Annotated in this window: 12 protein-coding genes; 7 read left to right on the forward strand and 5 right to left on the reverse strand. The window is 75.0% G+C overall.

The features are described 5' to 3' along the window. The first annotated feature begins 10 nt into the window (after positions 1-10). From JOF36_RS22500 to JOF36_RS22525, 6 genes are read left to right on the forward strand one after another with little or no spacing between them, the layout of a single operon-like run. Positions 11-916, forward strand: a complete 906-nt coding sequence (locus JOF36_RS22500; RefSeq protein WP_210030532.1) for an ABC transporter permease — start codon at positions 11-13, stop codon at positions 914-916. Beyond that, on the forward strand, positions 913-1,701 hold the full coding sequence (locus tag JOF36_RS22505) for an ABC transporter permease (protein WP_210030533.1): 789 nt from the start codon (positions 913-915) through the stop codon (positions 1,699-1,701). The genes JOF36_RS22500 and JOF36_RS22505 overlap by 4 nt, the downstream gene beginning before the upstream one ends. Further along, positions 1,694-2,818, forward strand: a complete 1,125-nt coding sequence (locus tag JOF36_RS22510) for an ABC transporter ATP-binding protein (protein WP_210030534.1) — start codon at positions 1,694-1,696, stop codon at positions 2,816-2,818. The genes JOF36_RS22505 and JOF36_RS22510 overlap by 8 nt, the downstream gene beginning before the upstream one ends. Then, positions 2,815-3,447 (forward strand): class II aldolase/adducin family protein, encoded by a 633-nt coding sequence (locus JOF36_RS22515; protein ID WP_307862534.1) that lies wholly within the window; start codon positions 2,815-2,817, stop codon positions 3,445-3,447. Before JOF36_RS22510 ends, JOF36_RS22515 begins: the two co-directional genes overlap by 4 nt. Next, positions 3,444-4,385, forward strand: coding sequence for a carbohydrate kinase family protein (locus tag JOF36_RS22520; protein WP_210030537.1), 942 nt, complete (start codon positions 3,444-3,446; stop codon positions 4,383-4,385). Before JOF36_RS22515 ends, JOF36_RS22520 begins: the two co-directional genes overlap by 4 nt. 37 nt (positions 4,386-4,422) lie before the next feature. After that, complete coding sequence (locus JOF36_RS22525) at positions 4,423-5,205, forward strand: IclR family transcriptional regulator (RefSeq protein ID WP_210030538.1); 783 nt, start codon at positions 4,423-4,425, stop codon at positions 5,203-5,205. Here JOF36_RS22525 and JOF36_RS22530 read toward each other — a convergent pair. Beyond that, entirely contained in the window at positions 5,136-6,584 is a 1,449-nt protein-coding gene (locus JOF36_RS22530) for a serine hydrolase domain-containing protein (RefSeq protein WP_210030539.1), read from the reverse strand. The two genes, JOF36_RS22525 and JOF36_RS22530, sit on opposite strands and share 70 nt — an antisense overlap. A 343-nt stretch (positions 6,585-6,927) precedes the next feature. On the opposite strand from JOF36_RS22530, the gene betT reads away from it, so the two are divergent. Next, positions 6,928-9,162, forward strand: coding sequence for a choline BCCT transporter BetT (betT, locus tag JOF36_RS22535; RefSeq protein WP_210030540.1), 2,235 nt, complete (start codon positions 6,928-6,930; stop codon positions 9,160-9,162). A 24-nt stretch (positions 9,163-9,186) separates the two neighbouring features. Here the strand turns inward: betT and JOF36_RS22540 are convergent, their stop codons facing one another. From JOF36_RS22540 to JOF36_RS22555, 4 genes are read right to left on the reverse strand one after another with little or no spacing between them, the layout of a single operon-like run. Beyond that, positions 9,187-10,440 carry a GNAT family N-acetyltransferase gene (locus JOF36_RS22540; protein ID WP_210030541.1) on the reverse strand — a complete coding sequence of 418 codons (1,254 nt, stop codon included), beginning with the start codon at positions 10,438-10,440 and terminating at the stop codon, positions 9,187-9,189. Continuing rightward, positions 10,437-24,170, reverse strand: a complete 13,734-nt coding sequence (locus JOF36_RS22545; RefSeq protein WP_210030550.1) for a non-ribosomal peptide synthetase — start codon at positions 24,168-24,170, stop codon at positions 10,437-10,439. Before JOF36_RS22545 ends, JOF36_RS22540 begins: the two co-directional genes overlap by 4 nt. Before the next feature lie 52 nt (positions 24,171-24,222). Then, the gene (locus tag JOF36_RS22550; protein ID WP_210030552.1) at positions 24,223-24,435 is read right to left on the reverse strand and encodes an MbtH family protein; all 213 of its coding nucleotides are present in this window, start codon (positions 24,433-24,435) and stop codon (positions 24,223-24,225) included. 34 nt (positions 24,436-24,469) lie between these two features. Continuing rightward, a complete protein-coding gene (locus tag JOF36_RS22555; protein ID WP_210030554.1) occupies positions 24,470-25,855 on the reverse strand; it encodes a lysine N(6)-hydroxylase/L-ornithine N(5)-oxygenase family protein in 1,386 nt (461 codons plus the stop codon). Positions 25,856-25,963 lie beyond the last annotated feature (108 nt).

Genomic DNA, 25,963 nt, shown 5'->3' on the forward strand with positions numbered 1-25,963 from the left:
GGGTGTGTCCATGGTGTCACTCAGCCCGGTCGACGCGGCGCCCGCCGCGACCGTGCCCGCGGCCCCGCGCCGCAGACCGAGGGGGCGCCCGCTGCTCCTGCTCGCGGTGCCCGCGCTCGTCGTGCTCACGGTCTTCTTCGTGGTGCCGGCGGCCCGGCTGGCCTGGCTCTCGGTGAGCACGCCCGAACTCGGGTTGGACAACTACACCGGGCTCGCCACCGACGGCGTCGTCGTCACCGTCGTGCTGCGGACGCTGGGGATGGCCACCGTCGTCACGGTGCTGTGTGTGCTGTGCGCCTACCCGTACGCCTACCTGATGACGATCGTCGGGCACCGGTGGACCGCGGTCCTCACCGCTCTGGTGCTGCTGCCGTTCTGGACCTCGCTGATGGCACGCACCTTCGCGTGGGTCGTGCTGCTGCAGGACACCGGCCTGGTCAACGGGCTGCTCACGGCAGTCGGGCTGGGTCCGATCCGGCTGCTGGGAACCACCGCCGGGGTCAGCATGGCGATGGCCCAGGTGATGCTGCCGTTCATGGTGCTGCCGGTGTACGCGGCCATGCGGGGCATCGACCGGAGCCTCGTCGACGCCGCGATGGGACTGGGCGCCACCCCGGTCGCTGCCTTCCTGCGCGTCTACCTCCCGCTGTCGCTGCGCGGCGTGGCCGCGGGCGCGACGCTGGTGATGGTGCTGTCGCTCGGCTTCTACGTCACCCCGTCGCTCGTGGGCTCGCCGCAGCAGTCGATGCTCGCCCAGCTCATCTCGGTGCAGGTGAACCAGCTCGTGGACTTCGGCGCGGCCGGCGCGCTCGCCGTCACGCTCCTGGTGGTCACGCTCGTGCTGGTGGCAGCTGTGCAGCGGCTCACCCGCACCGGCGGGGCGCCGGTCGGCCTGGTGGGGGGTGCCGGATCATGAGGTCCGCACGCCTGCGCCGGGCGCTCGTCGCGGCCGGGGTCCTGATCGGGGCCTGGCTGCTCGTGCCGACCCTGATCGTCATCCCGATCAGCTTCTCCGGTGAGGACAGCTTCGCGTTCCCGCCGAGCTCCTGGAGCCTGCGGCACTACGCGACGTTCTTCACCGAGCCAAGCTGGCTGAACGCACTGCTCATCTCGATCCAGCTGGCCGTGATCGTCACCGTCGTCGCCACGGTGCTCGGCACCGCCGCCGCGTTCGCGCTGTCCCGCACGGCCTTCCGCGGCAAGGGCGCACTGAACGGGCTGTTCCTGGCGCCGCTCATCGTGCCCGGCATCGTTGTGGCCGTCGCGGTCTACGCCGCATTCCTGGAGTGGGGCCTGATCGGTACGCCGACGGGCTTCGTCGTGGCGCACACGGTGCTCGCGCTCCCGTTCGTCACCGTGAACGTCGGAGCGGCGCTGGGCGGGTTCGACCGGACGCTCGAACGCGCCGCGGCCGGCCTCGGCGCCTCCTCGCTGTCGACGTTCCGCCGTGTCACGCTGCCGCTGATCATGCCCGGGGTGCTGTCCGGGGCGGTCTTCGCGTTCGTCACCTCGTTCGACGAGGTTGTGGTGTCGTTGTTCGTGCAGTCGCCGCAGCTGCAGACGCTGCCGGTGCGGATGTTCACGTCCGTCACCAACGAGGTGGACCCCACGATCGCCGCCGCGTCGACGGTGGTCATCACGGTCACCACCGCACTGCTGGCCCTGGCCGCCGCCCTGAGGAGGAACCGCCGTCATGTCTGACACCGCATCCGGAGCCCGGATCGAGGTCGAGGGCCTCACCAAGATCTTCCCGAACGCGACCGCGCCCGCGGTCGACAGTATCGACCTGGAGATCCGGGCCGGCGAGTTCATGACCCTGCTCGGACCCAGCGGGTCCGGCAAGACAACCACGTTGAACATGATCGCCGGGTTCGAGTCGATCACGTCCGGCCGGATCGCACTCGACGACACCGACATCGCAGCGCTGCCGGCGTACAAGCGCAACCTGGGGATGGTGTTCCAGAACTACGCCCTCTTCCCGCACATGACGGCGACCGAGAACATCGCCTTTCCGCTCAGGCAGCGCAAGGTCGGCAAGAGCGAGATCGCGCGACGTGTCTCGGAGGCACTCGAGCTGGTGCACCTGGGCGGGCACGGTGAGCGCCTGCCCACGCAGCTGTCCGGCGGACAGCAGCAGCGCGTGGCGCTGGCCCGGGCCGTCGTCTTCGAGCCCCGTGCGCTGCTGCTCGACGAGCCGCTCGGAGCACTGGACAAGAAGCTGCGCGAGTCCCTCCAGCTGGAGATCTCGCGGCTGCACCGGGAGCTGGGCATCACGTTCGTGTTCGTCACCCACGACCAGGACGAGGCGCTGGCCCTCTCCGACCGGATCGCGGTGTTCCGCGACGGCCACATCGACCAGTGCGGCACGCCCGCCGAGCTGTACGAGACGCCCGCATCCCGGTTCGTCGCGACCTTCCTCGGCGACTCGAACGTGTTCACCGGCCACGTCCGCGACGGCCTGCTCGACACGGGCTGGTGCACGCTGCGGGCCCCGGCGGCCGCCGACGGCCCGGGCGCGCTGGTCGTGCGGCCCGAGCACCTGCGGCTCGCGGTCGGCGACGAGCCGGAGGCGGGGAACCCGAACGTCCTGTCGGTCACCGTCACCGACATCGTCTACCAGGGCGCGTTCCGCCGCGTGCTGGTCCGGTTCGACGACGGTGGCACCGGCCAGGTGCGCGACACCGCCGGGGTGAGCCGCTCGGTCACGATCGGACAGCGGGTCGAGGTCTGCTGGTCCGCCGACGACGGCGTGCTCGTCCCGGACGATCAGGACCCCGAGGGAGCGGACGCGGTTCCGGTTCCGGCGGGTGCCCGGTGAGCGACACGGCCGACGCGCGCCGGCACGTCGCCGAGTGCGGGCGCCGGATGCTCGCCGACGGGCTCGTGCTCGGCACCGCGGGCAACGTCAGCGTCCGCGTCGGGGAGCTGGTCGCGGTCTCACCGTCCGGGATGGCCTACGACCGGATCGAGCCGCAGGACGTCGCCGTCGTGGACCTCGCGGGGACGCTGGTCGACGGCCCGCACGCCCCGTCCTCCGAGACCCCGATGCACCTGGACGTCTACGCCTCGACCGGCGCGAACGCGGTCGTGCACCACCACGGGCTGCACAGCGCGGCGGTGTCGACGGTGCTCGACGAGCTGCCCTCGCTGCACTACTACGTCACGGCGCTGGGCGGGCCGGTGCGGGTGGCCCGCTACGCGACCTACGGCACGCCCGAGCTGGCCCGCTCGGTGCACGTGGCGCTGGAGGGACGGACCGCGGCGCTGATGCAGAACCACGGCGCGGTCGCCTACGGCGACACGCTCGAGGCAGCCTACGACCGGGCCCGGCTGCTGGAGTGGCTGTGCGCCCTGCACGTCACCGCGAACGGCATCGGCTCCCCCCGCGTTCTCACCGGCGACGAGCTGGCCGCGGTCGCGCGCCGGCGGACGGAGGTGCCGGCATGAAGGTCGTGTGCCTCGGCGCCCACATCCTCGACGTGCTCGGGCGCCCCGTCCCCGACATCCCGCCCGGCCAGGGCCGGCGGACGCTCGAGGAGATCCGGATCACCGCCGCGGGCACCGCGGGCGGCACGGCCGTCGACCTCGCGAAGCTCGGCGCCGAGGTCGTGAGCATCGGGCCGGTCGGCGACGACGCCACCGGCCGGCTGTTGCTCGACCTGCTCGACTCCCACGGCGTCGATGTGCGGCACATGGCGCGCCGGCCCGGTCTCGCGACCCCCGCCACGATGCTGCCCATCCGCCCGAACGGCGAGCGGCCGGCGCTGCACGCGCCCGGGTCGATGGGCACGTTGACCGCGGCCGACGTGGACCTGGGTCTGGTCGCCGACGCCGACGTCCTGCACGTCGGTGGCCCCGATGTGCTGGGCGACTTCACCCGCGATGCCCTCCCGGACATCCTGCGCTTCGCCGCCGAGCACGGCACGGCCACGAGCATGGATCTGCTCAGCGTCGGGCGGCGCGAGCTCGCCGACGTGCTGGCGCCCGCGTGGGAGCACACCGGCTTCCTGCTGCCCAACGACGACCAGATCCGCGCCGTGACCGGCCGCGACGACCTCGTGGAGGCCGCGGGTGTGGCGCGCGCGTGCGGCGTCGGCACCGTCGTCGTCACCACCGGGGCCCAGGGCTGCCTGATCGTGACCGGGGACGGGGTCGAGCGCCTCCCCGCGTTCGACGTCCCGGTCGTGGACACGACGGGCTGCGGCGACGCCTTCACCGCGGGGTTCCTCGTGGGGTTCGGCGCACGTCGCTCCCTTCCCGACGCGGCGCTGTTGGGCACCGCGGCTGCCGCGCTGGTGGCGCAGGGGCTCGGCTCCGACGCCGGCATCGTCGACCTGCCGTCGACCCTCGCGTTCGGCGACCGCCGATCCCCCGGTGTCGCGTAGCGTGATCGAGCGGTGTGGACGAGGAGGAGGCGCACTGATGGCCGAGAAGGCCGGCGGTACGGGCGAGCCCGTCCGGGTGCTGGTGAAGGCGATGTCGGTGCTGGAACTGCTGGCCGAGGCCCCCGACGAGCTGAGCCTCGGTGACATCGCCGCCCGGCTCGAACTGAACAAGAGCACCTGCCACCGCATCCTCACCACGCTGGCCGCAGGCGACTTCGTCGAACGGCCCTCGCCGGGCACCTACCGGCTCGGGATCGGCGCCTTCCGGGTCGGCAGCGCGATGGCACGCCGCCTCAGCGTCCGCGAGCGCGCCCTCCCTGCCATGCGTGACCTGTACCGCCACTCCGGCGAGACGGTGTTCCTGCTGGTGCTGCGGGGCGACGAGGCCGTCTGCGTGGAGCGCCTGGACGGGCGCTACGCGTCCACCCACACGCTGCGCGTCGGCGGCACGCTGCCGCTGCACCTGGGCGCGGGGCCGCGGCTGCTGCTCTCCGCCCTGCCCGACGAGCAGGTGGAGAGCTACCTCGCCGGCCCCCTGCAGCGGCGGACCTCACCGACCCAGGCCACCGCCGAGCAGCTGCGCGAGGAGGTCCGGCGGATCCGCGACGAGGGATACGCCACCAGCCGCGACGATGTGGAGCTCGGCGTCAAGGCGCTGAGTCTGCCGGTCCACGACCACACCGGCGCCACCGTCGCTGCGCTGAGCCTGAGCGGCCTCACCGCCCACCTGCCCGACTCCGAACAGGAACATCAGCTCGCGCTGCTGCGCACTGCGGCGGCCGAGGCGTCGCAGGCGCTGGGGCTGCGCGCCGGGAGCTGAACCCTCCGGGCGCGCGACCGGGCGACCAGGGCCGCCGCCCCGCCCGCCACCAGCACGAGTACGAGGGCCCCGGCCGGCGGCACCATCCAGAGCAGCATGAGCCAGCCCGTCCAGCTCGGCCCCGCTCCCACCGCCCAGACGACCGGCAGGAGCAGCGCCCCGGTCACGACCGCGGCCGCGGGCAGTGAGAACGCCCGCCGCCGCCCGCCGAGTGCCCGCGCCCGTCGCCCCGCCCGCAGCACCGCGGCCGTGAGCAGCGCAGCGGCCAGTACCACCAGCCCGAGCAGGACGAGGTTCACCGGGCGCATCGGGTCGGTGTGCGGCGGCCCCGGGTCTCTCCCGTCCGCCTGCGCGACCATCCGGGCCGCGAGCATGCCCGGCGCGCCGGCCGCGTCGGTGAGCACGAACGCTCCCGAGCCGGTCGTGGACAGCTCGATCCCGCTGGTCCAGGTGGTGAGCGCGCCGCCGTGCAGCACCCGGGTGCCGCCGTCGTCTGTGGTCCGGACCGACCAGCCGAGGCCGTAGCGGCCGTCGGTCCCCGGTGCCGGGGTGTGCGCCTGTCGCAACGACGCCTGGGTGAGCAGCGGGGCGCCGTCGCCGGTCTGGAACCGCAGCCAGCGCGTCAGGTCCGTGGCCGTCGTGACCACACCGCCGTCGCCGGCGCAGAAGGCCGGGATCTCCGGCACCGGGACCTGGATCCCGAGTGCGCCGGCGTGGCCGAGCGGCAGGCCGGGGACGCCGGCGTCGCACCGGTCGGTGGCCACCGTCGCTCTCATCCCCAGCGGTAGCAGCACCGCATCGCGCAGGTACTCGCCGAACGGCCGGTCAGCCAGCGTCTCGATGATCCGGGCGGCGACGACGTAGTTCGCGTTCACGTACTCGTGTGTGGTGCCGGGATCGTGCGCGAGCGGCACCTCGCGCAGGCCCTCCACCAGGGCCGACGAGGACGCGGCCGGCGGCAGGGCGAACTCGTCCACGTCGGCGGCGGCGAGTCCGGAGGTGTGCGACAGCAGGTGCCGCACGGTGATCGACGCGCCGCGCGGGTCAGCGACCGCGAATCCGGGCAGCAGCTCGGCGACCGGCTGGTCCAGCCGCAGCCGGCCTTGCTCGGCGAGCTGCAGCACGGCGACCGCGGTGAAGGCCTTGCTCATCGACGCGATCCGGAACCGGGTGTCCGCGGTGACCGGAGCGCCGTCCGACGTCCGCCCGTGCGGCGCGGTCGTCACCCGCCCCTCCGGTCCCAGGACCACGGCCACCATCCCGGGTACGGCGAACTCCGCCGCGTAACCGCGGACCTCGTCGTCGACGCCGGGCCCGCGGTCGTCGGCGGCCCCGGCCGGGAGCGCGAGCGCCCCGAGTGCGGCGAGGACGACTGCCACGACGAGCACCGCTCGCGCGGCGGAGTGCCCACCGAGCCGGGCCCGTCGGGGACGAGGGGAAGGACGTGGCGCACTCATCGGGCTCCCAAGCGGGTGATCGGATCGTCAGTGATGATCGTCGTCACCGGGCCGAGGACCGGGATCCGGGACGACCCCCACCCGGTTCCGGGGGACCCCGAGACCGGTTCCGGCCACGTCCCGCCACCGTTCGATTCCGATCCGTGAAGCGTCCGGCCATCACAATCCGAATCGACCCATTCGTTATCCACCGGGCTCACCGCACCGTCACGACGCGCAATAGGGTCATCTCGCTCTGACCACGTACCGAGGAGGTCCCGACCCGATGAGCGACACCCCGTCCCTCGAGACGGAGTCCCGATCCAGCGGGGGCGGGGCCGACGAACCGTCGGTCCGGCTCAACAAGCCGGTCTTCTACGGCTCCGCCATCGGAGTGCTCCTGATCGCCGCCTGGGCGATCTTGCTCCCGGAGAACGCCGAGACCGTGATCGGTCTGCTGGTCGAGTTCATCGCGGGCAGCTTCGGCTGGTTCTACGTCCTGGTCGCCACCACCGTGCTCATCTTCGTGCTGTTCCTCGCGCTGTCCCCGTACGGCGCGATCAAGCTCGGACCGGACCACTCGAAGCCCGACTACTCGAACCTGTCCTGGGCGGCGATGCTGTTCGCCGCCGGCATCGGTACCGACCTGATGTTCTTCTCGGTCGCCGAGCCGATCACCCAGTTCACCGCGCCCCCGGTCGGTGAGCCGGGGACGGTCGAGGCGGCCCGCGAGGCGACGGTCTGGACGATCTTCCACTACGGCCTCACCGGCTGGGGCATGTACGCGCTGATGGGCATCGCGCTGGCCTACTTCGCCTACCGGCGCGAGCTGCCGCTGTCGATCCGCTCGGCGCTCTACCCGCTGATCGGCAAGCGGGTCTTCGGCCGGATCGGGCACGCCGTCGACCTGGCCGCCGTCCTCGGCACCATCTTCGGTATCGCCACCTCGCTGGGCATCGCCGTCGTGCTGCTCAACGTCGGCCTCAACGTGATGTTCGGCGTGCCGGTGGGCACCGCCGCGCAGGTCGGGCTGATCGCGGTGTCGGTGGTGATCGCGACGATCTCCGCGGTCTCCGGCGTCGACAAGGGCATCAAGCGCCTCTCCGAGCTGAACGTGATCGCGGCCCTGGTGCTGGCGCTGTTCATCCTGGTCACCGGCAACACGTCGTTCCTGCTCAACGCGCTGGTCACGAACCTGGGTGACTACCTGTCGAGCTTCCCGACGCTGACCATGGAGACGTTCGCGTTCGAGCAGTCGAACCCGGACGTCGGCGAGTGGATGAACCTCTGGACCCTGTTCTTCTGGGCCTGGTGGATCGCCTGGGCGTCGTTCGTGGGGCTCTTCCTCGCGCGCATCTCGCGCGGGCGCACGATCCGCCAGTTCGTCGTCGGGACGCTGGTGATCCCGTTCTTCTACATCCTGTTCTGGATCTCGATCTTCGGCAACGCCGCCCTGGAGAGCGTCCGCGGCGGGAACGCCGAGCTCGCCGACACCGCGGTGAACGCACCCGAGACCGGCTTCTACGTGCTGCTGGCGGAGTACCCGTGGTTCCCGTTCCTGGCCGGGCTGGCCACCCTGACCGGCCTGCTGTTCTACGTGACGTCGGCGGACTCCGGCGCGCTGGTCATGGCGAACCTGACCTCGTACCGCAAGACCCCGCGCGACGACGCCACGGCCGCCAACCGGATCTTCTGGGCCCTGGCGACCGGGCTGCTCACCATCGGGATGCTGTTCGTCGGCGGGATCACCACGCTGCAGAACGCGACCGTGATCATGGGTCTGCCGTTCGCGTTCGTCATGGTGCTGGTGATGCTCGGCCTGTACAAGGCGCTACGTCTGGAGCGGAACCGCTCGGAGAGCAAGCTCTCCAGCCTGCCCGCGCTGCTGTCCGGCCGTAGCCGCCCGGGTGAGAACGGGAACGACGGCGGCGCCGCCGGGCAGGACTGGCGCGACCGGCTGCGGCGCACGATGGGGCACGCCGACGAGCGCGGAGCCGACCGGTTCCTGTCCGGGACCGCCACGTCGGTGCTCCAGGACGTGGCCACCGAGCTGCGTGCACAGGGCGTCCCGACCCGGGTGCAGCGCTGCACCGACGAGGACGCGCCGGAGATCGAGCCCGGCGAGGAGCGCCCGGAGGGCATGCAGCCCCTCGAGCTCGTCGCCGACATCCACGAGACGCTGCCGTTCGTGTACCGGCTGGTCCCGCGGATCACCGGGCTGCCCCGCTTCACCCCCGACGACGCCGGCTCGCCCGACGACGACATGCCCGGCCCGGACGATCCCGTCGCCAGGGCACGCACCACCGGGGCCGAGGGCAGCGCGCTGCCCGCCGCCGCCGGCATCGAGAACGGCGACTCCGCCTCCTGGACCGACCACCACCGCGTCGAGGTGCACCTGCAGGGCGGCGGCCAGGGGTACAACGTCATGGGTTACGGCTACGGCCAGCTCGTCGACGACCTGCTCGACCAGTACGAGCAGCACCTGGAGCTGCTGCGCCTGGAGCGGGAGTCGGCGCCGTAGCCGGGGCCGTGGTCAGAGCAGCAGTCAGGGCGCCTCGCGCAGCATGATCGCAGCGTCCTTGTGCGGGAGCGCGATCCGCCCGGCCTCGGTGAACCCGGCCCGGCGGAACGCGCCCCGCCCGGCGGCGTTGCGGGCGTCCGGCTCGGCGAGCACCCGCCGGCAGTCCGGGTCGGCGCCGGCCAGCGCCTCGGCGACGGCGCCGAGCAGCGCCGCGCCGGTCCCCCGGCCGTGCTCGGCACCGACGCAGACGTGCACGCCCAGGTCGTGCGGTGTCACCGGGAACGACCGGGCGAGTGCGTGCCGCGCCGGCCGGTACAGCTCCAGGTAGCCGACCGGGCCGGCGGCCGGGTCGTCGGCCCGTTCGACCAGGACGGCGGCCGTGCCGGAGCCCGGGCCGTGCCCGGCGAGCTCGCGGGCCCAGCGCTCGTCCGGCCAGGGCTGCCCGAAGAACCGGATCACCTCCGGGCGCCGCATCCAGCCGGCGACCGTGCGCAGGTCGGTGCCGTGCGGGCGGGCCGCGCGCAGCACGAACGGGCCGGCGCGGACCGGCAGCGGCGGGTCGGCGACGACCGGGGGCAGGGCCGTGAGCAGGGGGTTCGGCCTGCGCAGCCACGGCGCCGGATGCAGCGCCGGGCGGAACCAGAGATGCTCGCCGGTGAGCCAGCCGTCCAGCAGGTCGCGGACCGGACCGGCGGGCTCGGCATCGCGCGCGGTGGTGAGCCGGCCGGTGAGCGCGGCGAGGCGGGCCTGCTCGGTCTCACTGCCCGGGCCGCCCGCGGCGACCCGTGGGAGCAGCCCGCGCACGAGCACGGTGTCGGTGAGCAGCGCGGGGTGCGTGCCGGGGCGGGCCCGCACCAGCTCCAGCGCGGTGTCCACGGCCGCCACCGGGTCGCGCGGGGTGTCCGGGCCGAGCACGGCTCCCCCGGCACCGGGATCGACGTCCGTCCCGGTGCCGGGCCACGACCCGTCCGACCGGGCGGCGAGCTCCTCGCGCAGCGCGGCGGCCAGGACGTCCGGTCCCGGGTCCGGGTCGAGCGCGCCGTCGGTGGTGCCCAGCGCGATCCGGTCGAACCGGTGCTCCCCCACCACGGAGGCGTGCGCGACGTCGGCGACCACGCTCATCCCGACCGTGGGCAGCGGCACCAGCAGCGGGCCGGGCACGGGCCGGGCGCCGGTGTCGTCGAGCGCCGCGCGCAGGATCCGCTGCTGCGCCTCGCCCGCGCCGGGCGGGGCGAGCGCGGACGGCCCGGCACCGTTCGCCCGCACCACCCGGGTCATCGGCGTACCGCCGTGCGCAGCTCGTCGACCAGTTCACCGGCCAGTGCGCGCACCTGCGCGTCGGTCCAGGCGTCGAGTCGGTGGGTCAGCTCCAGCACAATCGGTCCGTCCCCTTCGGGTTGCGCCACGCTCACGGTGAGGTCGGCGGTCGCGCCGCCGGTGTCCAGCGCGTCCAGTGTGCCCAGCACCCGCTGCTCGTCGGCGAGGCCGGTGTCCTCGTGCGGGATCAGCAGCACCTGCGGGCGGACCCGGGCCGGGTCGGCGCCCCAGACCTCGCGCGCCACGGCGGCGAGGCCGATCGTCGCGTGGTCGTAGCCGGCGAGGTCGTCGGCGCGGGTGGTGCGGAGCAGTTCGGCGTTGAGGCCGCGGGCGCCCGGGCGCACGGGCAGGATCGCGACGTCGGCGACGCACCCGACCAGGTCGGTCAGCTCCGGTTCGGTGCGGCCCGCGACGAACGACGCCGTCGGTACCGGCACCGTCGCGCCGCGGCGGGCGAGCACCACCGCCAGGGCGGACTGCACGACGGTGAACAGCCCGGCCCGCTCGCGGCGGGCCAGCGCCTCCACCTCGGCACGCAGCTCCGCGTCGATCTCGCCGACGACGGTCGCAGCGGCGGACCCGACGTGCTCGTTCTCTCCCACCGGTGCCTCGACCCCGGCGAGCGCGGCCCGCCAGTGCCCGGCCGCGCGGGCGTAACGGCCGTCCGGTGGTGGCTCCCCCGCCTCCCCCATGCCGGCGAGCGCCCGGGCCCACCGTGCGTGGTCGGTCGCCGTCACCGGCAGCGGGGTGAACTCCGGCGCGCGGCCGTGGCGGCGGGCGTCGTAGGCGGTGGCGAGGTCGCGCAGCAGCGGCACCACCGACCACTCGTCGACGCCGAGGTAGTGCAGCACCAGGACCAGCTCGCCGTCACCGGACAGGATCGCCCGGAACGGCGCCTCGACCGTGAGGTCGAACGGCTCGCGGGCCAGCTCGGCGGCCGGGCGGTCGCTCTCGACCAGGCCGGCGCCCCGCTCCCGGACGACCCGCAGGCCGTGGGTGAACACCGAGCGCAGCGGCTCGTGCCGGGCGACGACGTCGTCGACGGCCGCCGCGAGCGCCGCGGTGTCGTAGGGCTCGCCGGGTCGCAGCACCAGCGCGTGGTCCGGGCGCGGATCGACCCGGTGCCGCGCCCACCGCCACTCCTGCGCGGGGGCGAGCGGCTCGCCGTCGGCCGCGGCGGGCGGCCCGGCGACCAGCTCCGGGCGGTCGGTGGGCCGCCGCTCCAGCAGGTCGGCGAGCGCGGCGACGGTCGGGGCGTCGAAGACGTCGCGGACGGCCAGGTCGGCGCCGAACCGGGCCCGGACTCGCCCGATCAGCCGCATCGCGGCCATCGAGTGCCCGCCGAGGGCGAAGAAGTCGTCGTCCGGCCCGACGTGCTCGGCGCCGAGCACGTCGGCCACGAGCCCGGCGAGCGCGCGCTGCGCCGCGGTGGCGGTCGCGGTCGTGCCCGGTCCGGCGCCCGGGAGCGGGAGCCGGGACAGCGCCCGCCGGTCGACCTTGCCGTTCGGGGTGAGCGGGAGCGGCCCGTCCAGCACGACGACGGCGCCCGGCACCAGCGCGGCCGGCAACCGGTCCGCGGCGTGCGCCCGCAGCTCCGCCGGTTCGGGCTGGTGTCCGGGCTCCGGCACGACGTAGACCGCGAGCAGGTCACCGCGGGTGTCCACGACGGCCTGGCGCACCGCGGGGTGGGCGGTGACGGCGGCCGCCACCTCCCCCGGCTCGACCCGGTGTCCACGGATCTTCAGCTGGTCATCGGTGCGGCCGAGGAACTCCAGCAGCCCCTCGCGACGGCGCACCCGGTCACCGGTGCGGTAGAGCCGCGCCCCGGGCGGCCCGCCGGGGTCGGCGACGAACCGCCCCGCGCTCAGCCCCGGGCGGCCCGGGTAGCCGAGCGCGAGCCCGCGGCCGCCGACGTAGAGCTCGCCGGCGACGCCGTCGGGCACCGGGCTCAGCCGGTCGTCGAGCACCCGGACGACGGTGCCGGGATCGGGGATCCCGATCGGGACGCGGCCGTCGCCGGTGGGCCCGGCGAGCCACAGGGTCGAGTTCACGCTCGCCTCGGTGAGGCCGTAGCAGACCACCAGCGAGACCCGACCGGCCCAGCGCTCGACCAGGTCCGGCGGCACCGCCTCGGTGCCGACCAGCACGTGCATGCCCGCGGGCAGCTCGGTACCCGCCGGGAACGCGCCGAGCAGCGCGGGCGGGATCGCGGCGTGCGTGACGCCGTGCCGGGCGAGGAACGCCGGGAGCTCCGGGCCGGTGGTGCGGACGCCCTCGGGCGCGACGACCAGCCGCCCGCCGGTACCGAGCGCCATGGCCAGCTCGAACACGACGACGTCGAACCCGGGTGAGGCGAACTGCAGCACCCGCGAGCCGGAGTCCACACCGAACCGCTCGGCGGCGGTCGCGGTGAGCACGCCGACGCCGTCGTGCGGCACGAGCACACCCTTGGGCCGCCCGGTCGAACCGGACGTGTAGATCAGGTACGCCGGGTCGTCGGGACCGAGCGCGACCGGTTCCGGTGCGTGGTCGCCGGCCGGTGCGTCCGGCGTGAGCCTGGGCAGGCCGTCGACGGTCGGGATCCGGTCCGCGACGTCGTCGGTGACGACGAGCGCCACGGCGCCGGAGTCGGTGAGCAGGTGGGTCAGCCGTTCGGACGGGTGCGCCGGGTCGAGCGCCAGCCACACCGCGCCGAGCCGCCACAGGCCCAGCACGGTCGCGACCAGGCCCGCGTCCCGCCCGACGGCGACGGCGACGACGTCGCCCCGCCCGATCCCGGACGCGGCCAGGTGCGCGGCCACGCCCGCGGCACGGGCGTCGAGCTCCGCATAGGACACGTCGCCGCCGGGGCCGGTCACTGCGATCGCGGCCGGTGTGGACGACGCGTGCCGAGCCACCACATCGGACAGCGGGCCGAGGAACGCGCCGCCGCCGGACGGGTCGCCGGAGCGGTCCCGGAGCGCGGCCCGCTCGGCCTCGTCGAGCACGTCGATCGCGCCGATCGACCGCTCCGGCGCCGTGGCGAACGCGTGGGCGACCGCCGCGAACCGGGCCGCGATCGACTCGGCGCTGCGACGGTCGAAGCGCTCCGCCGAGTACTCGAGGTGCAGGGCAAGGCTCCCGTCCTCCCCCGTGGTCTCGGCGAAGGAGAACACCAGGTCGAACTTGGCGGTGCGGGCCTCCACCGGTTCCTCGGCGGCCGTCACCCCGGGCAGCGCCAACAGCTCGCCGCCGGGCCGGGCATGGTGGGCGACCATCACCTGGAACAGCGGGTTGCGGCCCGGCTCGCGGACCGGGTTGATCCGCTCGACGACGGCCTGGTGCGGCACGTCGGCGTGCGCGAACGCGGCCAGGTCGGCGTCGCGGACCCGGTCGACGAGCTCGGCCGGGGTGGGGTCGCCGGAGGTGTCGGCGCGCAGCACGACGGTGTCGACGAAGAACCCGACGAGGTCCTCCAGCCGCTCGTCGGCGCGGCCGGTGACCGGTGCCCCGAGCGGCAGGTCGGTGCCCGCGCCGAGCCGGGTCAGCAGAGCCGCGACCGCGGCGTGCAGCACGAGGAACGGGCTGGCACCGTGCGTGCGGCCCAGCGTGTGCAGCCCCGCGCGGACATCGGCCGGCAGCGGGTGCTCGACGAGCCCGCCCGCGTAGGTCGGCCGGGCCGGACGGGCCCGGTCCGCGGGCAGCTCGATCTCCTCCGGCGCACCGGCGAGCGTGGACTCCCACCAGTCCAGGTGCCGCGCGGCGAGCGAGCCGGGATCGCGCGGGTCGCCGAGCAGCTCGGCCTGCCAGAGGGTGTGGTCGCCGTACTGCACCGGCAGTGGCTCCCAGCCGGGTTCCCGGCCGTCGAGTCGGGCGCGGTAGGCGATGGCGAGGTCGTCGAGCAGCGGGCGGTCGGACCACTCGTCGGTGGCGATGTGGTGCAGCATCAGCACCAGCACGTGCTCGCGCGGTCCCGGGCGCAGCACCGTCGCCCGGATCGGGATGTCGCGGGCGAGGTCGAACGGCCGCTCCAGCTCGGCCGCGACGAGGTCCGGGACCTGAGCCTCCTCGGTGTCCACGACGGTGAACGGCACCCGCGGGGCGGGCAGGACCCGCTGCCGCGGACCGGGTTCGACGATCACCGTGCGCAGTGCTTCATGCCGGGCGACGACGTCGTCCAGCGCGGCGGCGAGCGCGTCGATGTCGAGAGCACCGCGCAGCCGCAGCACCAGTGGGAAGTGGTAGGCCGCTCCCCCACCCTCCCGGGACACCAGCCACAGCCGGGCCTGCGCCGCGGACAGTGGCAGCAGGTCACCACGGTCCGGGCGGGCGACCAGCTCGGGCCGGCCGGTGCTCGGGGTCGCGGCGCCGGCGCGGGCCGCGAGCAGCTCGGGGGTGGGCGCGGCGAACAGGTCGCGCAGCACGAGATCGGCGCCGAGCGCGGTGCGGGCCCGCGACAGCAGCCGGGTGGCGAGCAACGAGTGCCCGCCGAGGTCGAAGAAGTCGTCCTCCGGGCCGACCCGCGGCAGCTCCAGGACCTGGGCGAACAGCCCACAGAGGGTCTCCTCGGCCGGGGTGGCGGGCGGGCGGCCCTGGCCGGCCGGGGCCAGGTCCGGTGCGGGCAGCGCACCGGTGTCGAGCTTGCCGTTGACGGTCAGCGGCAGGTCGTCGACGACGACGATCGCCGCCGGGACGAGATGGTCGGGCAGCCGGTCGCGCAGCTCGTCGCGCAGTGCGCGCGGCAGATCGGTGACCGGCGCCGCCTCGTGCGCCGCCGCGACGACGTACCCGACCAGGCGGGCGATCCCGCCGGGGCCCGAGCGGTCGGCGACCACCGCGGCGCGCGCCACAGCGGGATGCGCGTCGAGCAGCGCCGCCACCTCACCCGGCTCCACCCGGTGCCCGCGGATCTTCACCTGGTCGTCGGTCCGGCCGAGGAAGTCGAGGATGCCGTGGACGTCGCCGCCCGTCCGGCGGCGCACGAGGTCCCCGGTGCGGTACATCCGGCCGCCCGGGTTGCGCGGGTCGGCGACGAACCGCTCCGCGGTCAGCCCGTACCGGCCGAGGTAGCCGCGGGCGAGCCCGTCACCGGCGATGTAGAGCTCGCCGGGGACACCGTCGGGCACCGGCCGCAGCCAGGTGTCGAGCACGTGTGCCGTGGTGTTCGTGATCGGCCGCCCGACCGCAGGGGTCGCCGAGTCGCCGGTGCCCGCCCCGAGTGTGTTGATCGTGTACTCGGTCGGGCCGTACAGGTTGTAGCCGAGCACGCCGTCTGCCTCGCGCAGCGCGGTCCACACGGCGTCCGACACGGCCTCGCCGCCGAGCAGCACGAGCGGCATCGGCCGGTGCGCGAGCAGGCCGGCGTCGAGCAGGGCGGCCGCGTAGGTCGGGGTCACGTTGACGACGTCGATCTCGTTGCCGTCGCAGTAGGCGACCAGGCGCTCGGCGTCGCGGCGCAGCTCCTCGTCGGCGACATGGACCTCGTGCCCCTCGACGAGCCAGAGCAGCTCCTCCCAGCTCATGTCGAACGCGAACGACACGGTGTGCGCCACCCGCAGCCGCGCATCCGGGCCGCGGCGGGCGCGGACGTCGGCGACGACCGGGTCGAAGATCTCCCGCCGGTGGTTGAGCTGCATGTTCGTCAGGCCCCGGTAGGGGGTGACGACGCCCTTGGGCCGGCCGGTCGAGCCGGAGGTGTAGATGACGTAGGCGGGCAGGTCGAGCCGCCGCGGGTCGCCGCGCGCGAAGTCCCCCAGCTCGTCGCCGGTGAGCGGGCCCGGATCGAGCGCGGCCCGCTCGGCGGCGACGGCCGCGTCGTCGAGCACGATCGCCCGGACGTCCGCACCGTCCAGTGTGGGCGCGACGGCGGCGGTGGTCAGCAACGCGACCGGCCGGGCGTCCTGCATGGTCTCGACCAGCCGGGCGGCCGGATGATCGAGCTCGAGCGGCAGGTACGCCGCGCCGGTGCGCAGTACCGCGAACAGCGCGATCACCGTCTCCGCGGACCGCGGCAGCCCGAGCGCGACGACGGTCTCCGGGCCCGCGCCGCGGGCGATCAGCAGTCGCGCGGTGCGGTTGACCGCGGCGTCGAGCTCGGCATAGGTGAACCTCGTCGGTCCCGAAACCAGTGCGAGGTCGTCCGCGGCGACGGCGGCACGCTCGGCGAGCAGGTCGGCGACCGTGTCGCCCGCGAGATCGACCGTGCGGCCGGTGCGGTGCTCCTCGACCGCGTCGCGCTCGTGGTCCGAGCGCAGATCGTGGGCGACGACCGGGTCGTCGGGGTGGTCGAGCAGGGCGCGCAGGGCACGCTCGACCCGCCCGGTCCATGCTGCCGCCGCGTCGTCGCCGACGGTGTGCGACAACGTGATACGGAACCGCTCGCCCGGGGTGACGACCAGGGTGAGCGGGTAGTGGGTGGCGTCGACGTTGCGCATCCCGGTGACACCGTGCCGCGCACCGAGGTCCGCGATGCGCTGCTCGCCGCCCTCGGGGCGGTAGACGAACAGGGTGTCGAACAACGTCCGGTGCCCGGACAGCCGCTGGATCTCCCCGAGCCCGACGGTCTCGTGCGGCAGCAGCGCGAGGCGCTCGTCCTGGACCCGGGCGAGCAGCGCCGCGCCGGTCTCGGCGGGCCGCAGCCCGACGCGCGCCGGGACGGTGTTGAGGAACAGGCCGACGACGTTCTCCACGTCCGGGACCGCGCTCGGGCGCCCGGCGACCGAGGTGCCGAACACGACGTCGGTCCGGCCGGTGCCGGCGGCGAGCGCGAGCGCCCACGCGGTGGACAGCACGGTGCTCGGGGTGACGCCGCGGTCGCGGGCCAGCTCGCGGAGCCGGGTGGAGGTGGCGGCGTCGAGGTCGAGGTGGGTCTCGGCCACCTCGTGCCGCCCGGTCCCGGGCGGCGGGCCCGCGAGGGTCGGCTCCGCCAGCCCGGCCAGCGCGGTCCGCCAGGCCTCCCGGCCGGGCTCGGGGTCGCGGGCGGCGAGCCAGGCGAGCAGGTCGCGGTAGCTGCCGCCGGGTTCCGGCGGGGCCGCCCCGGCGTAGGTGTCGAACAGGCCGCGCAGGACCAGCCAGGCCGACCAGCCGTCCCAGATCAGCAGGTGGCGGTGGATCAGCACCCGGTCCCGGCCGCCGCCGCGCAGCACGGTGATCCGGAACAGCGGCGGGATGGCGAGGGCCGGCGGGGTGCTGCGATCGGCCGCGGTGGCGCGGTCGCGCTCGTCGTCGCCCGCGACCTCGACCAGCTCCACCGGCGGTGCCGGCTCGGACACCACGAACTGGACGGGACCGTCCAGCCCGTCGGCGGTGAACCCGGCACGCAACGCGGGATGGCGTGCCATCAGGGTCGCGACGGCCGCCCGGAACCGGTCGAGATCCAGCTCGTGGTCGAGGTCGACGGTCTCCTGCACGGTGTAGACGTCGTGTTCGGCGCCGTCGAGGGTCGCGTGGAAGTACAGGCCCTCCTGCAGCGGGGAGAGCGGCCAGACCTCCGCGACGTCCGGGCCGGCGATCTCCCGGACCCGCCGCCAGGTCGCCTCGTCCGGCTCCGGCAGCGGCGGAACCGGCTCGGCGACCGTCCCGGCCCGCGCGGCGACGGCGGCCGGGGTCCGCCCGGTGAGCACGTCCGCGGGGCCGACGTCCAATCCGGCCCGCCGCGCCCGCGACGACACCGCGATCGAGGTGATCGAGTCGCCGCCGAGCGCGAGGAAGTCGTCGTCCGCCGACACCGTGTCCCTGCCCAGAACCTCGGCGAACGCCGCGCACAGCACCCGCTCCGCGTGCGTGGCGGGCTCCCGGACCGGGCCGGACGCGGCCGCCTCCGGAGCGGGCAGCGCGTTGCGGTCGAGCTTGCCGTTGGGGGTCAGCGGGAGATCGTCCAGGACGACGACCGCCGCCGGCACCATCGCCTCGGGCAGTCGTGCCGCCAGCGCCTCCCGCAGTGTGGCACCGTCGAGCGCTCCGGTCTCCCCCGCCGACGCCGGGACACCAGCCGCACCCGGCACATCGGCGCCGGGGTCACCGGACGGGGCAGGGCGCGGGACGACGTAGCCGACCAGGACCGGCGCCGGCCCGTCCCTGCGGATCACGACAGCGGCGCGGCCGACGCCGTCCAGGGCACCCAGCTCGGCCTCGATCTCCCCCAGCTCGATCCGCTGCCCGCGGATCTTCACCTGCCCGTCCTCACGGCCCAGGTACTCGAGGGTTCCGCCGGCCCGGCGCACCACGTCACCGGTGCGGTAGAGCCGCTCCCCCGGCGCGCCGAACGGGTCGGCGACGAACCGGTCCGCGGTCAGGCCCGGCCGGGCGTGGTAGCCGCGGGCCAGCTGCACGCCGGCGAGGTAGAGCTCGCCGGGCACGCCGTCGGGCACCGGCCGCAGGCACCCGTCGAGCACGTGGGTGCGGGTGTTCCACACCGGATCCCCGATCGGGACGGTGCCGGGGTCGGCCCCGACGGCGTGCGCGGTGACGTCGACCGCGGCCTCGGTCGGGCCGTACAGGTTGTGCAGCTCCACCCCGGTCAGGGCGTGCCAGTCCCGGGCGGCCGCGGCGGGCAGCGCCTCGCCGGAACAGAACACCCGGCGCAGCGACCGCGCCCACGACGGGTCCGCGGTGACCTGCTCGGCGGCGAGGAAACCCTCCAGCATCGAGGGCACGAAGTGCAGCGTGGTGATCCGCTCCTCGCGGATCAGACCGGCGAGGTACTCGGGGTCGCGGTGCCCGCCGGGCCGCGCGAGCACCACGGTGGCGCCCCGGGCCGGGGCCCAGAAGAACTCCCACACCGACACGTCGAACCCGGCCGGGGTCTTCTGCAGCACCCGGTCGACGGCCGTGATCGGATGGGCGTACTGCATCCAGTCGAGCCGGTTGCCGATCGCCCGGTGGCTCACGACCACGCCCTTGGGTCGGCCGGTCGAACCGGAGGTGTAGATCAGGTACGCGGCGTCGTCCGGGTCCGGGAACGGCAGGTCCGCGGGTACCGGGTCCGCGCTCAGCGGGCCGACCGGCAGCCGCGTCACGCCGGGGAGCTCCGGTAGCGGGTCGTCCGCGGACGGGACGAGGACCAGATCGAGGCCGGCGTCGGCGGCGATGTGGGCCGAGCGCTCCGCCGGGTGGTCGGGATCGAGCGGCAGGTAGGCCGCGCCCGCCCGCAGCACGCCGATCAGCGCGACCATCAGCTCGCACGACCGCGGCACGGCGACGCCGACCACCGCGCCCGGTCCGGCGCCGCGCGCCCGCAGAGCCCCGGCCAGCGCGGCGGAGCGCCGGTCGAGCTCGGCGGCGTCGAGCGTGCCGTCCGGTGCGACCACCGCGGTGTGCCCGGGGTCGCGCGCCAGGCCGGCGGTGATCCGCTCGGGCAGGGTTCGGATGTCGAGCGGGCGCACCGGCCCGGCCGCCGGTTCGTCGTCCGAGCGCAGCGGCAGCGATCCGGCGGCCCGCGCCGGCTCGTGGACCAGCGCCGTGACGGTGGCGCCGAACAGGTCCAGCAGCAGCTGCGCGGTGCCGGCATCGACCCGCGCCCGGTCGTGCTTGAGCACGACGGTGGTCTCGCGGCCGGTACCGACGACCAGCGCCAGCGGGTAGTGGACGGCGTCGCGCACCTCCACATCCCCGACGATGCCCGCCGGGGCGGCCGGGAAGTTCTCCACGACGACGAGCGAGTCGAACAGCTCGCCGCGGCCGCGCTGCAGGTCCGCGAGCCGCACCTGCGGGTGGTCGAGCACGGCGGTCCGGCCGTCCTGCATGCGGCGCAGCGGCGCCGACAGCGACTCACCCGGCGCCCAGCGCAACCGCACGGGCACCGTGTTGACGAACAGCCCGACCGCCTCGCCGATGCCGTCGACGGGTGCGTCCCGCCCGGACACGGTGCTGCCGACCAGGACGTCGCGGCTGCCGCTGAGCGCGCCGACGGTGAGCGCCCAGGCTGCGTGCAGCAGGGTGGACGGGGTCACGCCCTGGGCCCGGGCCGCGCGGTCGAGTGCGCCGGTCGCGTCGGCGTCGAGGGTCAGGGTCCGCTGCACGTGCGGGCGGGGCCGGTGCGACGACGAGCCGGGCGCCGGGAGGGCATCGAGCAGCCGGACCGGTTCGGCGCCGGCCAGCTCCGCATCCCACACCTCGCCCGCGGCCGCCCGTGCCCCGTCGGCGTCGAGGGCGGTCAGGTGATCGAACCAGGCCCGCAGGCGCGCCGTCGCCCGTTCCGCACGGTCGTCCCCGGCCGGGGCCTCCCCGACCGGAGCATGGCCGGCGAGCCGTGCCGCGTAGGCCTCCTGCAGCTCCCCGACCAGCAGCGCGACCGACCAACCGTCGAGCACCGCGTGCTGGAAGGTCAGGGCGAGGCGGGCGCGGTCGTCGTCGTGCAGCAGCGCCGCGCGCAGCAGCGGCGGCCGGGCGAGGTCGAACGGCCGCGCCCGCTCCGCGTCGAGCACGTCGTCGCCGCCACCGATCACGTGGTGCTCGCTCCAGGGCAGCACGACCCGGTCGGCGACGGCCTGGACCACCCGGCCGTCCGCCCGCTGGGCGAACCCGGCCCGCAACTGCGGGTGCCGGTCCAGCAGGTCGCCGAGCGCCGCCCGCACCGCTGTCGGATCCACATCGGAGGGAAGGTCGAGAACCTCCTGCACCACATAGGACGTGTCGGACGGGTCCAGCGCCGCGTGGAAGAAGAAGCCCTCCTGCAGCGGTGCGACCGGCCCGACCAGGGCGATACCGTCGAGCGCCGCGAACGCGGAGCGGGCGTCGTCGTCCAGTTCGGTCCCGGCCGGTCCGATGTCCGACCCGGCGTGGACGGTGTGGACGGTGGCGACGGCGGCCAGCTCCTGCACCGTGCGGTGGGTGAAGACCTGCCGCGGTGTGATCGCCAGCCCGGCCTCCCGGGCCCGGACGACCAGCCGGATCGAGAGCACCGAGTCGCCGCCGAGTGCGAAGAAGTCGTCGTCGGCGCCCATGCCCGGCACGCCGAGCACCTCGGACACCAGCGTGCACAGCAGCTCCTCGCGCGGGGTCCCCGGCGGGGTGCCGCGGACCTGCGCGGACAGGTCCGGCGCGGGCAGCGCGGCCCGGTCGGTCTTGCCGTTGGCCAGCACCGGGATCGACGGCACCGCGACGACGGCGGCCGGCACCATCCACTCCGGCAGCCGGCCGCGCAGGTGCTCGCGCAGGGTGCCGACGAGGACGTCGACGTCGCGGAACGGGGCCGGGCGGTGCACCGGGTCCGTCGCGCCGGTCGGCCGGTACAGCGGGTCCGCGACCACGCCGGGCCGGGCGAACAGCAGCTCGACGGTGGGCTCCGGGCCCCAGGTGCCGGCGGCGACGTAGCCGAGCGACTCGCCGAGCCGCAGCAGCTCCTCCGGGTCGGCGCCCGCGTCCGGCTCCGGTTCGCCGTCGATGCGGGCCCGGGCCGCCCGGTCCCCCGCCGAGCGCAGGTCCGGGACGCCGGTCACGCGCAGCGCCTCGGGGAACCCGTCCCGGAGCGCACCGCGGATCGCGCAGGTCAGGGTCTGCGCGCTCGCGCCCGCCCCCTCCCAGCTGAGGACCACCGGTTCCACCGCGGGGTCCGGTCGCACGGCGCCGGGCCGCAGCACGACGTCGTAGCGGTAGCGCGACAGCTCGTCGTGCGCGGCGGCCCGCTTGATCCGGATCTCCGTGCCGGCGAGGCCGTCGAGCCCGGTGAAGAAGTCGGGGTGGCAGAGCAGCTCGCCCTCCCACGCCACCGCGCCGTCGAGGGCCCGGCGCAGCTCGACGGGGTCCGCATCCGGCGACCGGGTGGCGACGACCCCGGCCCGGAAGGTGCGCAGCAGGCCCGCGTGCCGGACGTCCCCGACGAAGACCGCGCCACCGGGGGCGAGCAGCGCGGCGGACCGGTGCAGCACGTCGAGCAGGTACTCCGGCCCCGGGAAGTACTGCGCCACCGAGTTGATCACGATCGTGTCGAACGGGCCGTCCAGGCCGTCGAGCTCGTGCGCGGCGCGGGCGTGCAGCTCGACCCGCTCCCGCAGCCCGGGGCGGCCGTCGACCCAGCGGCCGAGCGCAGCGACCGCCTCGGCGGAGAGGTCGGTACCGACGTAGCGCGGGCAGTCCGGGGCGAGCTCGGAGAGCAGCAGTCCGTTGCCGACGCCCAGCTCCAGCACCCGGCCGGGGCCGAGCTCCCGGATCCGGGCGACGGTGGCGTCCCGCCAGGCCCGCATGTCGTCGCGTCCGATGGCGGTGCCGTCGTAGGTGGAGTTCCAGCCGGCGAACCCGCCCTCGTAGCCGGTCGGGTCGCCGTCCTCGGCGGAGGTGGCCGCGTACAGCAGCTCGTGGACCCCCCGCCAGTCCGCGACCCGGTCCGCCGGGTCGGCACCGCCGGTGGCGGGCACGACCCAGGCCGCCAGCCGCCGGTCGCCCGGCGCCGGCTCGTGCAGCCCGGCGACGGCGTCGGCGACGTGCGGGTGCCCCCGCAGCACCGACTCGATCTCGCCCGGCTCGATCCGGTAGCCACGCACCTTGAGCTGGTCGTCGGCGCGGCCGAGGAACTCCAGCTCACCGTCGTCGTCGATCCGCACCACGTCCCCGGTGCGGTAGAGCCGCTCCCCGGGCGCCCCGAACGGGTCGGCGACGAACCGGCCCGCGGTCAGGCCGGGCCGGTTCAGGTACCCGCGGGCGAGTCCCGGGCCACCGAGGTAGAGCTCGCCCTCGGTCGTGGGCCGCAGGTCCGGGCCCAGCACGTGGACGGTCGTCATCGGGTCCGGGAGTCCGATGGGGACGGTCGGGCCGGTGCGCGCCGGATCGCACTCGCCGAGCGTCGCGTTCACGGTCGCCTCGGTCGGGCCGTAGGCGTTCACCATCCGCCGGTCCCGGCCCCAGCGCGCGACCAGCTCCGGAGACACCCGCTCGGTGCCTGCCAGCAGGGTCGCCCGCGGGAGGTCGACGTCCGGCGGCAGCGCGGCGAGCAGTGCGGGCGGCAGCGCCATCACCGTGACCCCGTGCTCGCGGGCGTAACCGGCCAGCTCCGGGCCGGGCAGCCGCAGCTCCGAAGGCACGACGACCAGGCGCCCGCCGGACAGCAGCGCCATGCACAGCTCCCAGAACGCGACGTCGAAGCCGGTCGAGGCGAACCCGAGGATCCGGTCGCCCGCACCGATCCCGAGCCGCCGGGTCTGGGTCGCCACCAGCTGGGTCACGCCCGAGTGGGTCACCACGACGCCCTTCGGCCGCCCGGTGGAGCCGGAGGTGTGGATCACGTACGCGGCCGCCCGGACATCGAGGTCGGGAGCCGGGGCCGGGACGGCGGCGGCGATCACCGGGGCGTCACCGTCCAGCAGGACCGTCGGGATCCCGGCAGGCAGCGCCAGCTCGGCGGCCACGTCCCGGGTACTGAGCACGACGGCCGGCCGCGCGTCGTCGATCACCAGCTCGGTGCGCGACGGCGGCTGGTCCGGGTCGACCGGCAGGTACGCCGCCCCCGCACGCAGGATCGCGACCTGCGCGACGACCAGGTCGATCCCGCGCGGCACGGCGAGCGCCACCAGCGTCTCCGGCCCCGCGCCGCGCTCGATCAGCACCGTCGCCAGCCGGGCGGCCCGGTCGTCCAGCCCGGCGTAGGTGAGCCGGTCGGCCCGGCACTGCACCGCGACCGCGTCCGGTGTCGCGGCGACCCGCTCGGCGAACAGGGCGGGCCAGGTCGCGAGCGCCTCGTCGGGCCGCGGGGCGGAGGGATGCGACAGCGTTCGGGTCACGGGGGCGACACTCCTGTGTGGATGATCGACGGGCCGCGGGACGTACGGTCGGTCAGTGCGCGGTGCGTTCGCGCAGGCTGCGCGGGCGCAGGTCGGTCCAGCTGTTCTCGACGTGCTCCAGGCACGACGCCTTGCCAGCGGGGCCGTGCTCGACCGTCCAGCCTGCCGGGACCTCGGCGAACACGGGCCACAGCGAGTACTGCCCCTCTGCGTTCACCAGCGCGTAGAAGGTGCCCTCGGGGTCGTCGAACGGGTTCGTGGACATGGTTCTCCCTCGGGAATCGGTGGTTCGGCTCTTCTCAGACGGCGGCCGCGGCGGCGACCGCGACCGGCGCGGGCGCCCCGGTCAGCGAGGCGACGATCTCGCCGGAGCGGACGGCGATGTTCGACAGCAGGGTCGAGGTGATGCCGTGCGTGTGCTCGGTCGGCCCCTGGAGGTAGATCCCGGCCCGCACCCGGCTGCCGTCGGTGAGCGTGCCGGTGTCGAGCCGGTAGTCGCGCCGGACGTCGAGCCTGCCCTGCTCGTCGCGGCCGCAGGCCGGGCCCAGCCCGTCGCCGAGCAGCGCGAGCGGATCGGTGGCGCGATACCCCGTCGCGTAGACGACTGCCTCGGCGGAGATGACCTCGCGGGAGCCGTCGATCAGCGACTCGACGGCCAGCTCCACCCGGTCCCCGACGTCGACGACGTCGGCCACCCGGGACACGTTGCGGAACCGCAGGCGCTCGGCCCCGGCGACCCGCTCGTGGTAGTGCGTCCGGTACAGGTCCTCGATCAGCTCCGGGTCCACGACCGAGTAGTTGGTGTTGGCGTGGTAGCCCAGGATCCGTCCCTTGACCTCCTCCGGAGCGGTGTAGAAGTCGTCCACCGCGGCCGGGTCGAAGATCCGGTTGGCGAACGAGCTGTCGTCGGCGGGGCTGTAGCCGTAGCGGGCGAACACCGCGTGCACCTCGGCGGTCGGGAACGTGCGGTGCAGGTGCGCGACGGTCTCCGCGGCGCTCTGCCCGGCTCCCACGACGGCGAACCGGGCGGGCTCGGTGCCGCTCAGCTCGCGGGTGCGGAACAGCAGGTCCCGGTTGTGCCAGACCCGGCCGCCGAGCCGGACCCCGTCGGGCAGGACCGGCGTGAGCCCGCAGGCGAGGATGACGTTGCGGGCACGCAGCCGTTCGACCCGCTCCCCCGTCCGGACGACGACGTCGACCGCGTCGACCGTGCCGCCGTCACCGGGAACCGCGGCGATCTCGACGACCTCCCGGCCGTAGTCGACGTCGATGTTCCCGCCGGCCGCGGCGCCGGTCTCCACGACCCGCGCGGCGGCCCACTCGAGGTAGTCGTGGAACTCGCGGCGGGTCGGGAAGCTGGAGCCGTAGTTGATGAAGTCGGCGAGCCGCTCCCGGTCGTGCAGGTAGGCCAGGAAGGAGAACCCGCTGGTGGGGTTGCGGAGCGTGACGAGGTCCTTCAGGTAGGACACCTGCATCGTGGCGTCCTCCAGAAGCATCCCGCGATGCCAGCCGAACCGCGCCTGGCGTTCGACGAACCGCGCCGTCACCCGGTGCTTGGCGGGCACCGACGCGTTGTGCTCGAGGAGTGCGATGGCCACGCCGAGGTTGGACGGCCCGAACCCGACTCCCACCACGTCGAGGATCTCCTCATCGGAGTGGGGGTGCACGTTCGCGGGAGTGGCCATCACGGTCCTTTCGTTGCGTCGGCATGCCTTAGCTAAGGCGAGGCTAACTGCAACACGAGACCGGACGTCCCGCCTAGGGGGTGATCGTCGGCCGTCGCCGCGCACCCG

The organism is Pseudonocardia parietis (assembly GCF_017876315.1).
GTDB classification, from domain to species: Bacteria; Actinomycetota; Actinomycetes; order Mycobacteriales; family Pseudonocardiaceae; genus Pseudonocardia; species Pseudonocardia parietis.

What these genes read in the sequence shown, in the direction of transcription:
- JOF36_RS22500 (WP_210030532.1), top strand. Translation starts at nt 11, where the DNA reads ATGGTGTCACTCAGCCCGGTCGACGCGGCGCCCGCCGCGACCGTGCCC.
- JOF36_RS22505 (WP_210030533.1), top strand. Translation starts at nt 913, where the DNA reads ATGAGGTCCGCACGCCTGCGCCGGGCGCTCGTCGCGGCCGGGGTCCTG.
- JOF36_RS22510 (WP_210030534.1), top strand. Translation starts at nt 1,694, where the DNA reads ATGTCTGACACCGCATCCGGAGCCCGGATCGAGGTCGAGGGCCTCACC.
- JOF36_RS22520 (WP_210030537.1), top strand. Translation starts at nt 3,444, where the DNA reads ATGAAGGTCGTGTGCCTCGGCGCCCACATCCTCGACGTGCTCGGGCGC.
- JOF36_RS22525 (WP_210030538.1), top strand. Translation starts at nt 4,423, where the DNA reads ATGGCCGAGAAGGCCGGCGGTACGGGCGAGCCCGTCCGGGTGCTGGTG.
- betT (WP_210030540.1), top strand. Translation starts at nt 6,928, where the DNA reads ATGAGCGACACCCCGTCCCTCGAGACGGAGTCCCGATCCAGCGGGGGC.
- JOF36_RS22540 (WP_210030541.1), bottom strand. Translation starts at nt 10,440, where the DNA reads ATGACCCGGGTGGTGCGGGCGAACGGTGCCGGGCCGTCCGCGCTCGCC.
- JOF36_RS22550 (WP_210030552.1), bottom strand. Translation starts at nt 24,435, where the DNA reads ATGTCCACGAACCCGTTCGACGACCCCGAGGGCACCTTCTACGCGCTG.
- JOF36_RS22555 (WP_210030554.1), bottom strand. Translation starts at nt 25,855, where the DNA reads ATGGCCACTCCCGCGAACGTGCACCCCCACTCCGATGAGGAGATCCTC.